Origin of the sequence: Methanohalophilus portucalensis, assembly GCF_002761295.1 — an archaeon.
GTDB classification, from domain to species: Archaea; Halobacteriota; Methanosarcinia; order Methanosarcinales; family Methanosarcinaceae; genus Methanohalophilus; species Methanohalophilus portucalensis.
The window spans coordinates 1,330,437-1,349,813 of the sequence record NZ_CP017881.1 but is presented as its reverse complement, the minus strand read 5'-3'; the positions used below and the strand labels follow the sequence as shown (position 1 = coordinate 1,349,813).

General features: G+C 43.7%; 18 protein-coding genes. 10 read left to right on the top strand and 8 right to left on the bottom strand.

The features are described from left to right. The first annotated feature begins 22 nt into the window (after nt 1-22). Both BKM01_RS06995 and BKM01_RS06990 read left to right on the top strand, forming a co-directional pair. Entirely contained in the window at nt 23-1,492 is a 1,470-nt protein-coding gene (locus tag BKM01_RS06995) for a replication factor C large subunit (protein WP_072359033.1), read from the top strand. A 62-nt stretch (nt 1,493-1,554) separates the two neighbouring features. Continuing rightward, nucleotides 1,555-2,898 carry a dihydrolipoyl dehydrogenase family protein gene (locus BKM01_RS06990; protein WP_072359031.1) on the top strand — a complete coding sequence of 448 codons (1,344 nt, stop codon included), beginning with the start codon at nt 1,555-1,557 and terminating at the stop codon, nt 2,896-2,898. Here the strand turns inward: BKM01_RS06990 and BKM01_RS06985 are convergent, their stop codons facing one another. After that, nucleotides 2,899-3,693, bottom strand: coding sequence for an ABC transporter ATP-binding protein (locus tag BKM01_RS06985; protein ID WP_072359029.1), 795 nt, complete (start codon nt 3,691-3,693; stop codon nt 2,899-2,901). 96 nt (nt 3,694-3,789) lie between these two features. Here BKM01_RS06985 and BKM01_RS06980 point away from each other — a divergent pair, with 96 nt between their 5' ends. Further along, the gene (locus BKM01_RS06980) at nt 3,790-5,574 is read left to right on the top strand and encodes a sensor histidine kinase (RefSeq protein WP_072359027.1); all 1,785 of its coding nucleotides are present in this window, start codon (nt 3,790-3,792) and stop codon (nt 5,572-5,574) included. 143 nt (nt 5,575-5,717) lie between these two features. On the opposite strand, the gene BKM01_RS06975 is transcribed toward BKM01_RS06980, so the two are convergent. Further along, nucleotides 5,718-6,125 carry a MarR family transcriptional regulator gene (locus tag BKM01_RS06975; RefSeq protein ID WP_072359025.1) on the bottom strand — a complete coding sequence of 136 codons (408 nt, stop codon included), beginning with the start codon at nt 6,123-6,125 and terminating at the stop codon, nt 5,718-5,720. Between the two features lie 166 nt (nt 6,126-6,291). Between BKM01_RS06975 and groES the strand changes: the two genes are divergently transcribed. The 3 genes from groES to clpB all read left to right on the top strand — a co-directional run bounded on the left by groES (nt 6,292) and on the right by clpB (nt 10,942). Continuing rightward, nucleotides 6,292-6,567 (top strand): co-chaperone GroES, encoded by a 276-nt coding sequence (gene groES, locus BKM01_RS06970; protein ID WP_072359023.1) that lies wholly within the window; start codon nt 6,292-6,294, stop codon nt 6,565-6,567. A gap of 17 nt (nt 6,568-6,584) precedes the next feature. After that, nucleotides 6,585-8,195, top strand: coding sequence for a chaperonin GroEL (gene groL / locus BKM01_RS06965; RefSeq protein WP_072359021.1), 1,611 nt, complete (start codon nt 6,585-6,587; stop codon nt 8,193-8,195). 137 nt (nt 8,196-8,332) lie between these two features. Further along, the gene (gene clpB, locus BKM01_RS06960) at nt 8,333-10,942 is read left to right on the top strand and encodes an ATP-dependent chaperone ClpB (RefSeq protein ID WP_072359019.1); all 2,610 of its coding nucleotides are present in this window, start codon (nt 8,333-8,335) and stop codon (nt 10,940-10,942) included. Between the two features lie 25 nt (nt 10,943-10,967). Here clpB and BKM01_RS06955 read toward each other — a convergent pair whose 3' ends face one another. The 3 genes from BKM01_RS06955 to artA are packed head-to-tail and all read right to left on the bottom strand — an operon-like array spanning nt 10,968 to nt 13,178. Continuing rightward, nucleotides 10,968-11,651, bottom strand: a complete 684-nt coding sequence (locus tag BKM01_RS06955; RefSeq protein WP_072359017.1) for an archaetidylserine synthase — start codon at nt 11,649-11,651, stop codon at nt 10,968-10,970. A gap of 3 nt (nt 11,652-11,654) precedes the next feature. Beyond that, nucleotides 11,655-12,356, bottom strand: a complete 702-nt coding sequence (locus BKM01_RS06950; protein ID WP_072359015.1) for a phosphatidylserine decarboxylase — start codon at nt 12,354-12,356, stop codon at nt 11,655-11,657. After that, entirely contained in the window at nt 12,357-13,178 is an 822-nt protein-coding gene (gene artA, locus BKM01_RS06945; protein ID WP_072359013.1) for an archaeosortase A, read from the bottom strand. Nucleotides 13,179-13,243: 65 nt separating this feature from the next. On the opposite strand from artA, the gene BKM01_RS06940 reads away from it, so the two are divergent. The 4 genes from BKM01_RS06940 (at nt 13,244) to priL (ending at nt 15,844) form a co-directional block, all read left to right on the top strand. After that, on the top strand, nt 13,244-13,660 hold the full coding sequence (locus BKM01_RS06940; protein ID WP_072359012.1) for an NUDIX domain-containing protein: 417 nt from the start codon (nt 13,244-13,246) through the stop codon (nt 13,658-13,660). Beyond that, the gene (locus BKM01_RS06935) at nt 13,638-13,952 is read left to right on the top strand and encodes a transcription factor S (RefSeq protein ID WP_072359010.1); all 315 of its coding nucleotides are present in this window, start codon (nt 13,638-13,640) and stop codon (nt 13,950-13,952) included. Before BKM01_RS06940 ends, BKM01_RS06935 begins: the two co-directional genes overlap by 23 nt. A gap of 83 nt (nt 13,953-14,035) precedes the next feature. Continuing rightward, complete coding sequence (locus BKM01_RS06930; protein ID WP_072359008.1) at nt 14,036-14,773, top strand: DNA polymerase sliding clamp; 738 nt, start codon at nt 14,036-14,038, stop codon at nt 14,771-14,773. Nucleotides 14,774-14,776: 3 nt separating this feature from the next. Next, a complete protein-coding gene (gene priL, locus BKM01_RS06925) occupies nt 14,777-15,844 on the top strand; it encodes a DNA primase regulatory subunit PriL (protein WP_072359006.1) in 1,068 nt (355 codons plus the stop codon). A gap of 24 nt (nt 15,845-15,868) precedes the next feature. Here priL and metX read toward each other — a convergent pair whose 3' ends face one another. The 3 genes from metX to BKM01_RS06910 all read right to left on the bottom strand — a co-directional run bounded on the left by metX (nt 15,869) and on the right by BKM01_RS06910 (nt 19,320). Continuing rightward, a complete protein-coding gene (gene metX, locus BKM01_RS06920; protein ID WP_072359004.1) occupies nt 15,869-17,320 on the bottom strand; it encodes a homoserine O-acetyltransferase MetX in 1,452 nt (483 codons plus the stop codon). Then, the gene (locus BKM01_RS06915; RefSeq protein WP_072359002.1) at nt 17,317-18,621 is read right to left on the bottom strand and encodes an O-acetylhomoserine aminocarboxypropyltransferase/cysteine synthase family protein; all 1,305 of its coding nucleotides are present in this window, start codon (nt 18,619-18,621) and stop codon (nt 17,317-17,319) included. Before BKM01_RS06915 ends, metX begins: the two co-directional genes overlap by 4 nt. A gap of 363 nt (nt 18,622-18,984) precedes the next feature. Continuing rightward, complete coding sequence (locus BKM01_RS06910) at nt 18,985-19,320, bottom strand: transcriptional regulator (RefSeq protein WP_084006266.1); 336 nt, start codon at nt 19,318-19,320, stop codon at nt 18,985-18,987. Nucleotides 19,321-19,377: the final 57 nt, after the last annotated feature.

The window sequence follows — 19,377 nt, the reverse complement described above, 5'->3', positions numbered from 1 at the left end:
TTTAATGTAGGTGAGGTCACAGATGACAATAGCGCAAGATTGGGCAGAAAAATACCGTCCTACCAAACTGGCAGATGTTGTGGGGAACAATAAACCCCTGCAGGCCCTACGTGACTGGGAAGAAGAATGGGAGCACGGAGTTCCTGAAAAAAAAGCAGCCATATTGAGTGGACCTGCCGGTGTTGGAAAGACATCCGCTGCCCATGCACTGGGAAAGGAGATGGGCTGGGAAATTATAGAGATGAATGCCAGTGACCAGCGGACTGCCGGCATCATCGAGAAGGTGGCTGGTTCTGCTTCCCGTATGAGTACACTTACAGGGATACAAAAACGCCTCATAATACTGGATGAAGCAGATAATATGCATGGCTCGGCCGACAGGGGAGGGACCCGCGCCATTACGAATGTGATCAAGAAATCCAATCAACCTATTATACTCATTGCCAATGACCTGTATGCCCTCTCATCAACTCTGCGTTCTCATTGTGTGAACATAAAATTCAATTCCATCCCCCAGCGCTCCGTTCTGCCTGCACTGAAAAAGATATGCAAAATGGAAGGGATAATATGTGGCACAGGCGTGCTGGAGAAAATCGCTGAAAATACAGGCGGTGATCTCAGAAGTGCCATAAAAGATTTGCAGGCAACAGCAACAGATAAAAAAGAGATAGAAGTTGTGGATGTAACCACAGCCGAAAGGGATACAAAAGAATCTATTTTCAAAGTACTTACCAACGTTTTCAAGGGCAGAGATCCTGTTGAAGCCTACAGGGCAACCTTTTCCCTGGACGAAACACCTGAAGACCTTATTCAGTGGGTAGACGAGAACCTCCCCAACCAGTATCTGGACAAGGATGAAACACTAAGTGAAGATCTAACTACCGCCTATCATAACCTTTCAAGAGCTGATATATATCTTGGCAGGGTGCGATTGCGGCAGAACTATGGACTCTGGAGATATGCCGGCTTCCTTTTAAGCGGAGGAACGGCAATGGCAAAGAAGCACTCACATTCCGGTTTCCGCAAGTTACAGCCCCCTTCAATGTGGAGACGTATGGGCCAACTGCGCTCCAAACGAAACATGAGGGATAACATAGCTGCAAAAGTGGGCTTGCACTGCAATGAACCAATCAGGGATTGCCGTATAGACCTGCTTCGGATGTACGGCCTTTTACTCAAAAACGAGGACTATGCAGTTGATGCAGCATATTCTCTTGAACTCGATGTAGATGAGATTGCTTACCTGACAGAAAGCAAAAGGGTAACAAAGAAAATCCAGAAAATCTATGATGCTTCCCGGGAAATGATGCATGAAAAGGAAGATGAAGATATCGACGTATTCATGCATGCTCCTGAAAAAGACAGGGGACAGTCAACCCTTGATTCCATGTTTTCAGCAGAAAAAGACCTTGCAAAAGAAAATCAAACGGAAGGAAAGGAAAAGGATAATCCAAAGCCTGCCAAATCCCAGAAGACTCTTTTCGATTTTTGAACTATATTTGCGATAGCCATTTATCTTCCAACTACCTAATTTTCCCCTGAGGGTTGAAGGAAATGGCCAGAGAATATGATATTATCATCATTGGGACAGGTGTAGCAGGTACCGTTTGTGCGAAAAAGGCAGCTGCGGCAGGAATGAAGATCGCAATTACAGATATCAGAGAATATGGCGGGACATGTGCACTTCGGGGATGTGTGCCAAAAAAAGTACTTGTGGGTGTTGCAGAAACCGTTGAACAGGTTAATCGTTTCAACAAGCTGGGGATCATGCCACAATCTTCCGTAGACTGGAGCAAGTTAATGGAATTTAAGCAAACATTTGTGGAAAATTTCCCCGCTGACAAGGAAGAAAAGTTCAAAAATATGGATATTGAAACCTATCATGGTGGGGCAAAGTTTGTTTCCCAAAATGAAGTCAAGATAGCAGATACAGTCCTTAAGGGCAAACACATCCTGATTGCACCCGGCTCAGTGCCCCGAAAAATCGGAATTAAAGGCAAAGAAAATCTGATTACAAGTGAGCAATTTCTCAATCTCGATGAATTGCCCAGTAGAATTGTTTTTGTGGGCGGTGGATATATTTCGTTTGAATTTGCCCATATCGCTGCACGTACGGGAAGCCAGGTAACTATCTTACAAAGAAGTGAAGTACTCAAACACTTTGACAGGGACATGGTCAAATTGCTGGTAAAAGCTTCCCAGGAAGCCGGCATAAATGTCAATACAGGTATCTCTGTCAGCTCTGTTGAAAGTACTTCAGCAGGATATACTGTGAATACCAGGGATAGTGAGGGCAAAGACTCGCGGATTGAATGTGACCTGGTAGTCAACGGTTCCGGCAGGGTTGCAGCCCTTGAAGGAATGGAACTTGAAAGAGGTAATGTTGAAACTAAAGATGGATTCGTGGAGACAAATGAGTACATGCAAAGTGTCTCCAATCCTTACGTATATGCAGCCGGCGATTGTGTAAAGCCGGGAGCTCCTTTAACCCCTGTTGCAAGTTTGCAGGGAACTACTGCAGCAGACAATATAATAAAAGGAAATGTCAAGACAGTGGATTATACCGGAATTCCTTCCACAGTATTTACCCTTCCTCCTCTCTCAAGTGTAGGTGTTAGCCTGTCCGAATCTACTGAAAAGTATGAAGTCCTGATCCATGATCGCAGCCATTGGTATAACAGCAGGCGCCTGTCGGAAAACTATGCAGCCTCAAAGGTCATCATCGAAAAAGAAAGCCAAAAAATTGCAGGCGCCCACATACTGGGATCCCATTCAGAAGAAGTGATTAATCTCTTTGCAATGGCAATGAGACTTGGACTGACGCTTTCCCAGTTCAAGAGAGTGGTTTATGTGTTCCCCACAGTCAGTTCAGAAATCCAGTCCATGATACGTGAATAATCACCAGGCGTGATAGTAACCGCCTTTAGAGAAAACCTGTACCTGTATTCCAAATATATCAGACAGGTTTTCTGCGGTTAATATTTCATCCGCTGGCCCATCCATGTATACCCTTCCTTCACTGAGCAGGACCACCCTGTCAATTTCGGGGATCAGGTCTTCAAGATTATGTGTTACAAGAATTATGTTTTTACCTTTTGAAGCAATGGTGCGCATGGACTGCCTGAAAATATGCCGTGCCATGAGATCCAAACTGTTGGTAGGTTCATCCAGTATCAGTACATCCGGGTCATGCACAAGTGCCCTGGCAACCAGTAGTCTGCGGGCCTGTCCTGTTGACATTTCGTTTATGGGACGTGAGGCAAGATGTTCAATACCAAGAAAAACGAGCACCTCATGGGCCCGCCTTTTCATAGCCCCTGTAATAGTATGATTGCGATACAGGCCTATGCTGCTAAAAAAACCAGATATTACCACCTCGATTCCTGGAATATCGCGCATGTATTCGTCTTGCAGATCACCGCTGATTATACCCATTTTATTGCGCAGCCCGAAAATATCCCAACGCTTCTTTCCGAATAAGCGGACAATCGTCTTTTCAGAATGAAGAGGACGTAATTCTCCTGTAACTGTTTTGATAAAAGAAGATTTGCCCGCTCCATTAGGACCGATAATTGCAACATTTTCCCCATTTTTAATATTAAGAGAGAATTTGTCCAGTAATGTGTTGCCATTTTTACAAACTGTGACATTTTCCATTTCAATTATCATAGGTTTCACATTTTTCGTTTCCATGTATTACACGACAGTATTTTAATAATACAATACATATATAACATTAATACATATAATGAAAAGAAAAACTCCTTCTATTCGCATTGAAGAGGCTATATGAATCAAAATAATACCGGTATTAGAAAATACAGTGATATTATCTTTCTAGTAGTGGTAATTGTCGGATTGTATATCATAAGCCTTGATAATTACCTATTATTCCATTCGCTTGCAGAATTATTCAGTATAATTGTTGCAGTTGCTTTTTTCCTGATAGTCTGGAACCGCAGGAGCATTATAGAGAACAATTACATACTGGCTGCGGGTATTGGATATCTTTTCATAGCCTCGATTGATCTTTTGCATACTTTTGCGTATAAAGGCATGGGTATATTTCCAGGCTATGATGCAAATCTACCCACCCAGCTATGGATAGCAGCAAGATATCTGGAAAGTTTGACCCTTGTGGCATCATTCTCCATCATAGGGAAAAAAGTAAAAGCTTCAAATGTAACAACAACCTACCTCATCGTCACAACAGTTCTGATTGTCTCAATTTTTGGAGGATATTTCCCGGATTCTTACATCGAAGGAGAGGGGTTGACTTCTTTTAAAATATACAGTGAATACCTGATCGCTTCTATACTGCTAGTAGCACTTACATTGCTTCATCAAAAAAGAAGCACTTTCCTACCGAATGTATACAGATATCTGGCACTGGCCATTGTTTTTACCATAATTGCAGAACTTGTTTTTACTTTCTACATAAGCGTGTATGGATTTTCAAACCTTGTAGGACATTTTTTCAAGTTAATTTCTTTTTACCTTATTTACAAAGCAGTAATAGTTACAAGTCTTGACAAACCCTATGAGATGTTGTTTGGGGAATTGAATCAGGAAAGGAAAAAATACACAGACCTTTTCATGGCAATGAAAAACGGAGTAACTGTTTTTGAACCTGTTGACAACGGAAAAGATTTTGTTATTAAGGACATAAACCCGGCGGTAGAAAAAATAGAAGGGGTAAAAAAGGAAGATGTCATCGGGAAAAAATTAACCTTAACCTTCCCCAACTCCAGAGAAACAGGTTTTTTGGATAACTTAAGTAAGGTCTGGAATACAGGCAACCATATCCATATGGAGCCCTTCCACTATTGTGACTCAGAAAGAGAGGGATGGAGAAAAAATGACATCTACAAACTTGCAAACGGAGATATTGTTGCAGTGTATGAGGATGTCACAGAAAGAAGGAACATGAAAAGGCGACAGGCTCAACTCACAAAAGAACTGCAAACTGTCAACCAGATCCTTCGCCATGATATATCCAATGACCTGAGTGCAATTTCAATGTCTGTAGATATATTCAGGAATAAAAGGGATGATAAATATCTTGACATGATGAAAAGGGCAGTGGAAAAGAGTTTTTCCCGAATAAACGAAATGAAAATTTTTGAAAATACATTGAATTTTGAGAAAGAACTCAAACCATTCCAATTAAGTAAGGTTTTTGAAAAACTGCATGGCAAATATGACTTGCAAATCAATACGAAAGGCGATGCCACAGTCATGGCAGATGAAGTCATATATTCAATTTTTGAAAACCTGATAGAAAATTCAATTAAACATGGAAAGGCAGATATTGTTGATATAAAAGTGAAAGTAAAAGAAGATGATGTAGAGGTTCAGGTAAGTGATAACGGAACTGGTATACACGATTCCATAAAAAAGAAGGTTTTTGATGAAGGATTTTCCACAGGTAATGGTGGAATGGGCCTATACATTGTCAAAACCACAATGAATCGTTATGGTTCAATAGATGTAGAAGACAATGATCCACATGGGGCTCGTTTTGTCCTCCGATTTAAAAAATATCCAGAAAACGGAAATGTCAAATCAGAATAATTCATAAATTTATTCTGGGCAATATATTCTGCCATAGACAAGTATCTTAACATATACCCCTATAAAATAAACTGACATACAGAAGAAAAAGTATGGAATTTAAAAACATTAATTTATAAACTTAATACGACAAAACGTATTTTTCAACGATTACTGATACCTTTTTGCCTGTCAATCTCTGAAGCAATGGCTTCCAGTTCATCAAACATACGCTCGGAGTCTTTGCGCATTTCATGTACTGCTGCCTTCAGGCTCCCCCCTCTTAGATAAAGCAGACGTTTTTCACGGTAAACAAGTCCTGCCTTTACCAAATTCCGTACATGGTGATTAACACGGGAGAGATTTATGCCAAGAGCCTCAGCTATCATTTCCGATGAAACACGTTCATTCTCGGCAATGTTATCAAGCAAAGTCATTACAATCCGGTTTGCCGTGTTTTCTATATCCCTTCCCGAAGACAGGCCAAAGCTATTACATAACCAGTGCAAATCTTGTTCAGGGTCCTTCTTTCTTGGTTTTTCCAGATTTAACAGAATAATCTGCCGGCTCATAAGAGATGATAACAGAATAATAGTATATAAAAATAACTGATTTTTGTAGATATGATATCTACAAAACACAAATGAAATACATAAAAAACAAAAAGTTTAAATAATAGATTTCCCATTAAGATTGCATACTGACCGAGTTGGTCTGAAAAGGTCAGGAGGACAAAGCATGAACATAAAACCAGTTGGAGAAAGAGTTCTTATCAAACCTATTAAGGAAGAGGAGGTCACTTCCGGAGGTATATACATCCCGGAAAGTGCCCAGAAAGAGAAAAAGGAAGGAAATATTGTAGCCGCAGGCACATACGAAGACGGTAAAGAATTACCGGTCAAAAAAGGCGACCATGTCATCTATGGTGGATTCCAGAGTGATGAAATGGAAATGGACGGAGAGAAATATCTCTTCATAGATTTCAAGGATGTACTTGCAATTGTTGAAGAATAAGTTATCGGGGTATATAAATGACCACTAAACAGATCACTTTCGACGAAAATGCCAGGCAGGCTTTACTGAGAGGTATCGACAAAGTATCCAACACCGTTAAGGTAACCCTTGGGCCCAAAGGAAGAAATGTCGTGCTTGATAAATCAGGCAATCCTACAGTTACCAATGACGGCGTTACAATTGCCAAAGAAATCGAGCTGAAAGACAAGTTTGAGAATATGGGAGCAAAACTTGTCAAAGAAGTCGCTTCACGCACACAGGATAATACCGGGGATGGGACAACTACAGCAACATTGCTCGCACAGGCAATGATCAGTGAAGGTATACGTAATATTACGGCGGGAGCAAACCCCATTGAGATCAAAAGGGGAATCGATAAAGCAACCGCTAAAGCCGTTGAATACCTGCAGACCCAGAGCAAGGAAGTAAAGGATAAGGAAAGGATCATACAGGTAGGAACAATTTCTGCCAACAATGATGAGGAAATAGGCAAACTGATATCCGATGCTATGGACAAAGTCGGGTACAACGGCGTAATTACAGTAGACGACTCCAAAACAATGGAGACAACCCTGGAAGTCGTTGAAGGTATGCAGTTTGACAGAGGATATGTCTCACCCTATATGGCAACCGATCAGGAAAAAATGGTTTGTGAACTTGAGAATCCGTACATCCTCCTTACAGACAAGAAAATCAATAATGTAAACCAGATAGTACCGGTGCTCGAAAAAGTCGCACAGGAAGGAAAACCCCTCCTGATAGTAGCACAGGATGTAGAAGGGGATGCACAGGCGGCCCTTATTCTCAATATTATGAGAGGTTCCCTCAAAGTAAGTGCAGTCAAAGCCCCTGGATTTGGTAATGACCAAAAGGATATGCTGGAAGACCTCGCCGTGCTGACGGGAGGAACTGTTGTCAGTGAAGACAAGGGGATGAAACTCGAGGATGTTACCGACGAGATGCTCGGAAGTGCTCACAAGGTCAGTGTGGACAAGCAGAAGACCACTATCATCGAAGGCAAAGGGGACAAAAATGCCATCGAAAGCCGTATGGAAATGATAGAGTCCCAGATCAATATCACTGATGCTGAATACAAGAAGAAGGAACTGCAGAAAAGACTGGCCAAACTCGGAGGTGGCGTGGCAGTAATCAAAGTAGGGGCTGCAACAGAAACCGAACTCGAAGAAAAGAAGATGAGGATCGACGATGCTCTCAATGCCACAAAAGCAGCCGTTGAAGAGGGAGTAGTTGCCGGTGGCGGAGTGACCCTGTTCCATGCAATCCCACATTTGGAAAAAGTGGAACTCGAAGAAGACCAGATGGTAGGTGCCAACATCGTGAAAAAGGCTCTTGAAGCACCCCTGCGCCAGATCGCACACAACGCAGGCAAGGAAGGTGCCGAGGTAATAGCACTTATCAAAGCCGAAGCTGATGAAGAAGTCGGTTACAATGCCAAGAAAGGAATCGTTGAAAACCTTTACAATGCAGGTGTAATCGACCCGACAAAAGTAGTCAGAAGCGGCCTACAGAATGCAGCTTCAATTGCAGGAATGGTACTCTCCACCGAAGCCCTTGTCGCTGAATACGACGAGGAAAAGGATGAAAATGCACCTGCAATAATAATCTGATTTCACCGGGTAAGCCCTGCTGTCTTGCAGGGCTTGTTTTTTTTTGAAGCATTGCACTTCGGGGAGAGAATGTCTTCAGAAAAACACTCCAAAAGTATAAAGCCCTGAAGTATTGAATTAAATAATGGAGGATCAGTATGGACCTGAATAATTTCACACAGAAAGCCCAGGAGGCAATACAAAATTCCCGAACCATTGCTGCAAGATATTATCATCAGCAGATTGATTCGGAGCATCTGTTCCTTTCTCTTTTGGAACAAAGGGAAGGACTTGTGCCTTCTTTGCTTGATAAGATGAACATTTCCAGCGCAATGGTTAAAGAACAACTCGAAAAACACATGTCAGGGCTTGGGCAGGTATCAGGTCCGGGAAGCGAGAATGTTTACTTCACCCAGAAAGCCATCCGGGTACTGGATAATGCTGCATCCCTTGCGAGTAAGATGAATGATGAATATACCAGTGTAGAGCATATACTGGTAGCCCTGGCCCGGGAAAAGGGCAGCTACAGCAAGGAACTGCTCGAGGAATTCGGGGCAGATGAAGAGCGCCTGAACCAGGCGATAAAGGAAATCAGGGGGAATCGCAGAGTGACATCAGAAAACCCGGAGGATACATATGAACCTCTGGAAAAATACGGCATCGATTTTACAGAACTTGCCAACCAGGGAAAACTTGACCCGGTAATCGGCAGGGATCATGAGATCAGGCATACGATAGAAATACTGTCCCGCCGCAGGAAGAATAACCCGGTACTTATTGGAGAGGCAGGCGTGGGTAAGACCGCCATTGTAGAAGGACTGGCGCAGCGTATTGCAAAAAAGGACGTTCCCGATGCAATGAAGAACAAACGTATCGTGGCTCTGGACATGGGTTCTCTGGTCGCAGGAGCCAAATTCCGGGGAGAATTTGAGGAAAGACTCAAGGCAGTCCTGAAGGAAGTGGCCGAATCTGAAGGACAGATTATACTGTTCATCGATGAGTTGCATACCATTGTAGGGGCAGGAGCCACTGAAGGTGCAATGGATGCCGGCAACCTGCTCAAACCTATGCTGGCCAGGGGAGAACTGCACTGTATAGGTGCAACCACCCTTGATGAATATCGGAAATACATCGAGAAAGATGCAGCCCTGGAGCGCAGGTTCATGCCTGTGATGGTGAATGCCCCGGATGTTGAGAACACCATCTCTATCCTGAGAGGACTGAAAGAGAAATATGAGGTTCATCACGGAGTACGGCTCAAGGACAGTGCCCTGGTTGCAGCCGCCGTGTTGAGTGACCGGTATATATCGGACAGGTTCCTGCCTGACAAAGCCATAGACTTGCTGGATGAGGCAGCCTCGAAGGTAAAGACTGCCATCGACAGCAAACCGGCCAGCCTGGATGAAGCTGACAGGAAACTGATGCAACTTGAGATCGAGAAGGAAGCCCTGAAAAAGGAAAAGGATGCTGCTTCAAAAGAAAGGCTGCAGAGCCTGGAGAAAGAGATCTCAGAAATCCGGGCCGAATCCGACGCAATGCGCACTCGCTGGGAAAACGAGAAGGCCACCATTGCAAAACTGAACAGTATCAAAGAACAGATCGATGATACCAAGACCCAGCTGGAACTGGCAGAGACAGAAGGCGATTTTGAAAAGGCATCCCGGCTGAAATACGGTACTCTTGTTCCCCTGCAGCATGAATACGAGGAAGAGGAAAATCGTCTGAAGGAAAAGCAAACCAATATGCTTCTCAAGGAAGAGGTGGACGAGGAAGATATTGCACATGTAGTAAGCGAGTGGACCAGAATTCCGGTTACCAAACTTATGGAGGGAGAAAGGGAAAAACTGGTGCATCTGGAGGATCGCCTGCATGAAAGAGTGATCGGCCAGAACGAGGCAGTAAAAGCCGTTTCAGATGCTGTGATCCGTGCCCAGGCGGGAATCAAGGACCCACGTCGGCCAATCGGCAGTTTCATCTTCCTGGGACCTACCGGTGTGGGTAAGACCGAACTCGCCAAAGCCCTTGCAACCGAACTTTTCGATAGCGAAGACCATATGATCCGCGTTGATATGTCCGAGTACATGGAAAAACACACAGTTGCAAGGCTTATCGGTGCTCCGCCGGGATACATCGGCCATGATGAAGGGGGCCAGCTTACTGAAGCCGTACGCAGGAATCCCTATTCGGTCGTCCTGTTTGATGAGATCGAAAAAGCCCATCATGATGTATTCAATATCATGCTCCAGTTGCTCGATGACGGCAGATTGACCGATTCAAAGGGCAGGACTGTGGATTTCAAGAATACGATCGTGATCATGACCTCCAATATCTGTGTGGATTACGCCATCTCCAAACTTGAAGAAGGAGTTGCCTACAGCAAGATGCAGGAGACGGCCATGAACGAACTCACCAAACACTTCAGGCCGGAATTCCTCAACCGTATCGACGAGATCGCCATATTCCGCGCCCTTACCAAGGACCAGCTGACATACATCGTGGATATCAAGATAGAAGACCTTGTGCAGAGGCTCAAAGAGCGCAGAATCGATCTTGAAATCACTGACCGGGCGAAGAAATACCTGGGAGATGCTGGCTATAGTGAGACGTACGGTGCGAGACCACTGAAAAGGGTCATCCAGAACGAACTTGAAACCGAGGTAGGTAAACGTATTGTCAGTGGAGAGGTGATGGAATCCGATACTGTTGTTGTCGATGCCGATGAGCGTGGTCTTAACTTTGAGGTCAGAAAGGGAGAAGAACATACATGATCTCCCTTTTTCTTTTTGAATTAATTTATTTTTCATAATACTGTCTGGGAATCCTCATTATAGGAGATTCCAGATATAGCATCAGGGACAAAAACAGGATAGTGGAGAATATCCACATATAGGAATTAAGCAGGAAATAGGACAGTATTGTTGAGAAAAAGAGCACTGATACAGCACCCATGGCCCTGGGGCCGCGAAGTTTGGGATAAGGATGATCACTGATCATTAGATAGCACAACAGCACGACCAGACCGAAGATTACCCAGCTATAGATATACTGGGGGGCAAGCAGGGCATAGGATGATAAAACTACAGCAGAAGCCGTGATTGGCAAACCTTCAAAATCCGGGATTGTTTTTTTTTTAGTGTTGAAACGGGCAAGCCGCAATATTCCACAAACCAGATACATGCAGGCAAAAAAACCCGCTGCGTATCGCAGAAGACCTGATATACCTAAATAGATCAGACATGCAGGGGCCACTCCGAAAGAAACAGCATCTGCAAGAGAATCAAGATATTCCCCCATTGGACCCTGGCTAATAGTACGTGCCAGATAACCATCCATCCCATCGGCTACCGCTGCAACCAGCACAAAAACAAAACCCAGCTCAATCTGTCCACTAAAGGCCGCGAAGATAGCTAAAAGTCCGAAAACAGCGTTTGTTAATGTCATTATGTCCGGCAGGACCAGGTCCTTGAAGATATCCATCCATTACCTCTCATGATGTGGGGTTTTTGCAATTTTGGTATCGCCTGCATACACCTTATCCCCTTTACTGACACAAATATCAAATCCTTCTGGGATAGTAACATCCACCCGGGACCCCAGACGTATCATTCCAATCTTTTCTCCCTGCAGGATTTCATCCCCTTCCTCCACATAGGTTACTATCCGGCGCACCAGGAAACCGGCTATCTGGGTTACTTCAATTTTTCCAACGGATGTCTGCAGCAGGATATTTATTCTCTCATTGCGGGAGGAATCCTTGGTAAATGCCGGCAGATAGCTTCCTTTAAAGTGTTTTACAGATAAAACTTTACCGCAAAAGGGAGCGCGATTTACATGAACATTGTTAATGTTCATGAAAATGCAAACCTTACGGCCCCTGATATCCGAAATTTTACCATCGGCCGGGGCAAGGATACAGCTTTTACAGAGAGGGGAATCCCGCTTAGGATCACGGAAAAAGAAAACAAAAAATACTGTCAGCAAGCCAAACCCAAAAGTAGAGTAGAGGAATATTTGCCAGCCGGAAAACAGGCTCAAAAAGAAAGTATTTCCGCCCAGCAAAGGCACATCCAGCATTGATTTAACGTTAAATATCTGCAATCGCGAAGTTATATACATAAATCCCATTGCAATTGTGAACAATGAGGCCGTAAAGACCCAGCTATGAGAACCTTTTGCAAGCATTTACCTGTTTCCTGCAATTTTATCAATAATGTCCTTTAACCTGAACCTTGAAAGGGACACAAGTCCATCAATCAGATCGAAGAGCTGGGGAAGAATCTTCAAAACAGCATAACCAATTACAAAGAGGGCTGCCGCTGAACCCATCTTGGCAATCATATGGTGGGCAATCTCAAAACTTTCTGCTCCAAACCATTGATCCCCATAAGCTATAATTACAAAAACATCACGAAAAATATTCAGTATATAGATAACCGGTACTGAAACCATAAATGCCTGGAACAATTTAGAAACGGGCGCCTTGACAGAAACAATCAGGCCGCTAAAAAGGGCAATGCTTTCAATGGCAGTACAGGCAAGGATAATCTCCACTGTATATCCGTTGTAAGAGATCAGGTTCCAGGAATCCTGAGTAACTTGATAGCCCAGAACACCAAGAAGCCAGGTAATGTTATCCGTAACAGTAGCAATAATCCAGTAATTAAGTGAAGGCAGCTGGGCAAAAGGAAAATAGAAAAGCGAACCTATTGCAGTCGCGCTGGTCACCATTGAAGTAATATCCAGATTCTCAACCGGCAGGGTCTTTGATCTGTACTCATCTACCATCGAGTAAGCCATCATAAGACAGAAGCAGGCAATCATTATTGTAAGGAATACATTGAAATAATCATTGATTTCCATGTAATGGATTGGCTGGTAAGCCCAGTGCGCACCAAAAGTAATCCATCCAAAAGCACCTATCAGTTTACGATAGGATAATTTACCGGGAAGAATAGCTGAAAGAATCATTAACCCTATTGCTATCAATAAAATATAATCTGTCATTTTGGAAGCACCTTAATAAGTATCCAATCTTAATATAGTATCTATCCTATTAAGGTTTTGTCAGAATGAGACCGAAAACACCCCTGCTAACAGTCGATGGCGTAATCATATTAAACCGGAAGATAGTACTTATTAAAAGGAAAAATGAACCTTACAGGGGATCGTTTGCCTTGCCGGGTGGTTTTGTAGAGATTGGTGAAACCACAGAAGAAGCGGTAAAGAGAGAAGTAATGGAGGAAACGGGGCTTCTAATCGAAATACTCAAATTGGTTGGTGTATATTCAGACCCTTCCCGTGATCCCAGGGGCCACACAGTATCCGTGGCCTACCTTGCAGTAGGCAAAGGCGAACCAAAGGCAGATACAGATGCTGCAGACGTTGGATGTTTTGATCCCAACAACCTGCCCGAGCTCGCTTTTGACCACCAGCGGATCCTAAATGATGCAGGAGATGATATTGATGGAGTTTTGTCCAAAATGTAAGAGTATGATGTTTCCCAGCGACGGGGACCTTAAGTGTCGCAAATGTGGATATGAGAAAAGCAGGGAAGAAGGCGCAGAAAATATGGTTTCAAAAACCAAACGTGATGAACGTGAGGTTACAGTGCTTGAGGAAAATGTCGATGAAGGGCTACCTACAACACTTGTCCAGTGTCCGGAATGTGGAAATAACAAAGCATACTGGTGGATGCGACAACTACGTTCAGCAGATGAATCGGAGACCAGGTTCTTTAAATGTACAAAATGCAGTTATACCTGGAGAGAATATGACTGATATCCTCCGACAAAATAAAAACTTATATAACCTGTCGCGTATAATGATTTTCAGATTTTAAAATAATCAGGCGGAGCGACAAAATGTTAGAGGCAACAATTGATGCATCACTTCTGAAAGATTCCATTGAATCATTATCTGTATTGGTTGACGAAGCCCGAGTACACATCTCACCCGAAGGTATAGGCGTGAAAGCTGTGGACCCGGCCAACGTTGCCATGGTCAGCTTTGAACTTCAGGCTGATGCCTTTGATGAATACCAGGCAGAGGAAAGCGAGATTGGTTTAGATCTTACAAGAGTACTGGACATATTGGGTGTCGCGGAAAAAACGGACAAAGTGAAGATGAAACTGGAAGAGGATTCCAGGAAACTCTCCATAAGCATTGGCGGAATATCATATACACTTACATTGCTTGACCCGTCTACAATCCGCGCAGAACCCAGGATACCCCAGCTTGAACTGCCTGCAGAGATCGTTGTGAACGGTAAAGGATTCAGCAGGACCATAAAAGCAGCCGAGAAAATAAGTGACCATATGTCAATGGGAGTTGAAGGAGAAACCTTCTTCCTGGAAGCAGAAGGCGACACGGATCGTATGCGTCAGGAAATGCCCCGTGATGAACTGATAAGCATCACACCGGGACCTGCAAGATCATTATTTTCCCTGGATTACCTTTCTGACATAGCAAAACCTGCCTCTAAATCCAATGAGGTAACCCTCCAGATAGGAAATGATTTCCCTATCAAGATCAATTTTGAAATTGCAGGTGGAAGAGGCAAGGTCGGATATCTGCTGGCCCCCAGAATAGAGTCTGAGTAAATTATGGAAAGGGCAGAACTTGCACTGTACCCCTTTACATCCGCCGCTTCGCAATATGTCGGAGAACTGGATTTTGATCTGGACCGCCTTATAAATTCAAGGGCGTTCCAATCAGCCAGACTCAGGGGTGAGGAAAGATTAATCCAGTCTCTGACCTCGGGCATCAGCAAACCCTCCCTTACAAATACAGATGAGGGACGGGTACTTACAGAACTTCTTTCCTACCCTTATGCAAGAATACTCGTATCCTGCCTGAACGATCCCTACCTTAACCGTAAATATTCTCATGCTGAAGCCGAAGCTGCATATTCCCTGCTGTTAGAGAGAGAAGATTTTTTTCTCAGGGAAATAGGAGAAGAATTCGGAATCCATGCCAAGCAGCACGAAAGAGGCTTCCATTTACATTTTGCGGATTTCTTGAAATATTCCACAACCCTCAAAGCAATTGAGTGGAAGCTGATAAACCAGAGAATGGTACATGGCAACGTTTTTGTTGAAAGAAAAGATTTTGCCCGATTGTTGCAGGAAGCAATTAAAAAAAGTATTCATGACAGCCTACCCCTCAAAGTTCCCGAAAAGACCTGCACCGATTGTTCAGGTGCACTGTCAAGATTGAAGGAACTACTCCAGCAAAAGAAAGGGGATATTGAAAGTGGACAGACAGGAGAAGTAGACAGTAAACTGTTCCCCCCATGCATCAATTATGCCATTAATAATGTTCGCACAGGGGTAAACCTTGCTCATTCAATGCGTTTTGCAATGACTTCCTTTTTGACAGGTATCGGCATGACAGTGGATGACATAATCAACATGTTCAATGTGTCCCCGGATTTTGATGAAGAAAAAACACGATACCAGATTGAACATATTGCCGGTTCCTCAGGTACGAAATATACTCCTCCCTCATGCAGTACCATGAAGACTTACGGCAATTGCCATGGAGCCGATGAGCTTTGCAAAAGAATCAATCACCCCCTGAACTATTATCGCAGGAAAATGTGGTATAAAAATAAATTTAAAAAGCCTGCCAATACAAAAGAAAAGAACAAAGAAAAGAAAGGGACAGAGTAACTGGAATAAATCACAGCACTCGTATCACTTTGCACCCCTTCCCACCATTGCACTGATAGTATCACTGGAAAGGATCCCTACAAGACAACCTCTCTCATCAACCACAGGAAGGGCCGAGATTGCATGATCTTCCATAATAAGAGCTGCACTGGAAAGGTTTTCATCGGGATGGGATGTTAAAATATCCCGTGACAGTATTTTTTCGATGGAACTTATCTTGTTGGCAACAGCCCCTGTGATATCCCAGGAAGTCACTATACCAGTAATACGGCCGCTTGCATCCAGAATCGGAATATGTGTTGCATTTTTCAAAATCATTAATTGCGCCGCCTCTTCCAGCGTGCACCCTTCACGGAGAGTCGACACGTCCTCCGACATGACATCTCCCACAGTAAGATGGCCCAGGAAAGTGGATAGAAGATAATTTAATTGCCCTTTTTCCAGCAAAAAGGCATCATGACCAAAATGTGAAATAAGTTTACGATACTGCACATTTATATCATTGGAACCAAGTGCCTGGACTATTTCCTCGGACTGGTAGGAAGGATAAAGCCAATCCGAAGAGACAGAAATAACCATAAATTCTGATTCTATATTGCTGAAACTTTTTGCAAGGGAAAAACCATTACTTAAGTCAAAATTGTCAACTGCTCCGGTAAGATAAAGATAGGAATTCGGGTCAAAACGGCTGGTAAAAGTATCACCCTGATGGTGCAGATAACTCTCCACCTGGAACATTTCGTTTTCCCGGATATCCCTGCCAAACTTATCATGCATGGAATCATCACTCAGGTATGTGATGTGTCCGATCATGCGTGCAAGGGAAAGACCCTGTTTGGGCAACTGCCCACCATAATAATCCCCATCATTCCAATAAGGGTCCCGGATTATTGCCTGTCTTGCAACCTCATTGAAAGCAATCTGCTGGGGAGAGGAAATTGCTGTAGATGCAAGCACAATGGCCCTTTTCATGAAACCGGGATAGGATACCGCCCATTGCAGAACCTGCATGCCTCCCATGGAACCCCCTGCTATTGCATATAGGCTGGAAATACCCAGATTATTGAGTAATGTGTGTTGCAGGTTTACCATGTCTTCAATTGTTACACGGGGAAAAGACAGGCCATACGGCAAACCGGATTGGGGATTGGTTGAGGCCGGGCCTGTGGTTCCCTTACAACCCCCCAGGACGTTAGAGCATATTACAAAATACTTATTGGTATCAAAAGCTTTCCCGGGCCCGATTACAACATCCCACCAACCTGGTTTTTTATCCTCTTCATGCCAGCCAGCAGCATGAGCATCGCCGGTTAGCGCATGACATATAAGAATTACATTGGATTTGTCAGAATTCAGTTTGCCATAGGTCTCATAAGCTATGGAAACCTCTGCAAGTTCATCACCACTCACAAGCCTGAAGGGTTCTTTTAGATGATGATGTTTTGTTTCCACATAACCTACGGACCTCTCGGTCATACATCCACCCCGTTCAACGCCTGGTCAAGGTCTGCGATCAGATCTTTTGCATCCTCGATACCAATGGACAAGCGGATATAATCAGGCGTAACACTGGTACTTGCCTGTTCTTCAGGGGTAAGCTGCTGATGGGTGGTGGAAGCGGGGTGGACAACAAGGCTCTTTGCATCCCCGATATTGGCAAGATGGGAAAACAGCTCAAGATTTTCAATGAATTGTTTACCGGCTTCAAGCCCTCCATTGATACCGAATCCCACTATTGGGCCAAATCCTCCAACAAGATACTTTTGAGCCTTGTGGTGACTTATATGGTCTTCAAATCCCGGATAATTAACCCATGAAACTTTTGGGTGATCTTTTAGGAAACGGGCGATCTCAAATGCATTTTCAGAATGCTTTTTCACACGCAAGAAAAGAGTCTCCAGTCCTTGCAGGAAAAGGAACGAATTAAAAGGACTTACTGCTGCTCCCAGATCCCTTAGCCACTGGACCCTGGCCTTCATGACAAAAGCGATGTTACCCATCTCAGGAACGTCCTTGAATGCATCCCAGTACACAAGACCGTGGTAGCTAGGGTCGGGTTCTGTGAACTCAGGGAAATTACCGCTGCCCCAGTCAAAATTACCGGAATCGATAATTACGCCTCCAAGGGAAGTACCGTGGCCACAGACATACTTGGTAGCGGAAAGAACAACAATATCAGCACCGTGTTCAATGGGTTTCACAAGTCCAACACCCACAGTATTGTCCACTATCAGCGGTATACCTGCCTCATGGGCTATGGCCGCAATTGCTTCAAAATCCGGTACATCAAGCTTGGGATTTCCTATGGACTCGATATACACAGCCCGAGTCTTCTCATTGATGACCTGCCTGAAGGCTTCCGGGTTAGTGGAATCTACAAATTTTGTACTCCGTCCCAGTTTGGGGAAGGTATGATTGAATAACTGGTATGTCCCACCATAGAGGTTATCGGCGGCCACAATCTCATCATCCAGACGGGTAATTGTAAGCAGGGCAAGAGAAATGGCAGACATACCGGAGGAAACAGCCAGGGAACCAGTACCACCTTCGATCGCAGCCATCCTTTTTTCAAAGACATCGGTGGTAGGATTCATCAGGCGAGTGTAAATATTGCCAAATTCCTTCAGGGCAAAAAGATTTGCCGCATGTTCTGTATCATCAAAGACATAGGCCGTAGTCTGGTAGATCGGAACAGCCCTTGAACCTGTAGTGGGATCCGGTTGCTGTCCTGCATGTATGGAAAGAGTTTCCGGATTATAATTATTTGATTTGCTCATTTTTTCACCTTAATCAACCTAAAGGTTATATTTTACTGCTATTTCCTAAAATGCATCTGAAAGATAGTCTATCTTTTCCCTGCTGAGGCCATAGGTATCCAGTTTCCATACCCTGGTAGCGCCCGGGAACATCCCGACTATCCCTAGTTGTGAAAGTTCGTCACTCGGAAAAACATATAATGTTTTTCTAGATGATAAATTATAAAGAGAGTATGAAGGCATCTAGTGCCTTCATCGCGTTTTTTGTGGTGGGTGGTACAGGCATTTAACGCCTGTAATTCACAATAGTTAATTAACAATTGTGAATTGGTTCTTTCTTATAAATATAGTTTATGGAAAAGAAAGTAAAAAGAAAAAACCAAGTCATTCCTGATCGGCAGGACAGGCATCATCCGCCCTGAGCTGGCGGCAAATGTCACAGAACCTCTGAGAGAGATCGTCAACCGTACCATTCTGGATATCTACCGCGAGACTGGCAATTGAAATTTTTATTTCGTCATCAAATTCGATCCTGTAACCTCTTTTTTTAGTGAGATACTGGGAAACCGCAGAAGGAGCCATCCCAAAAAGCCTGGCCACTTCCTGTTGGGTTACACCGTTATCCACCAATTCTTTTGCAAGGGCAGCCCTGATAGCAGGCAGGACATCCCATACCACAACCTGACACGGGGTTTCAATTTTCATATTCTCACGCTTCATTTTCTATAGATATTAACCTACAAGTATATCACTATTGTGAAATAAAACTATTAAACA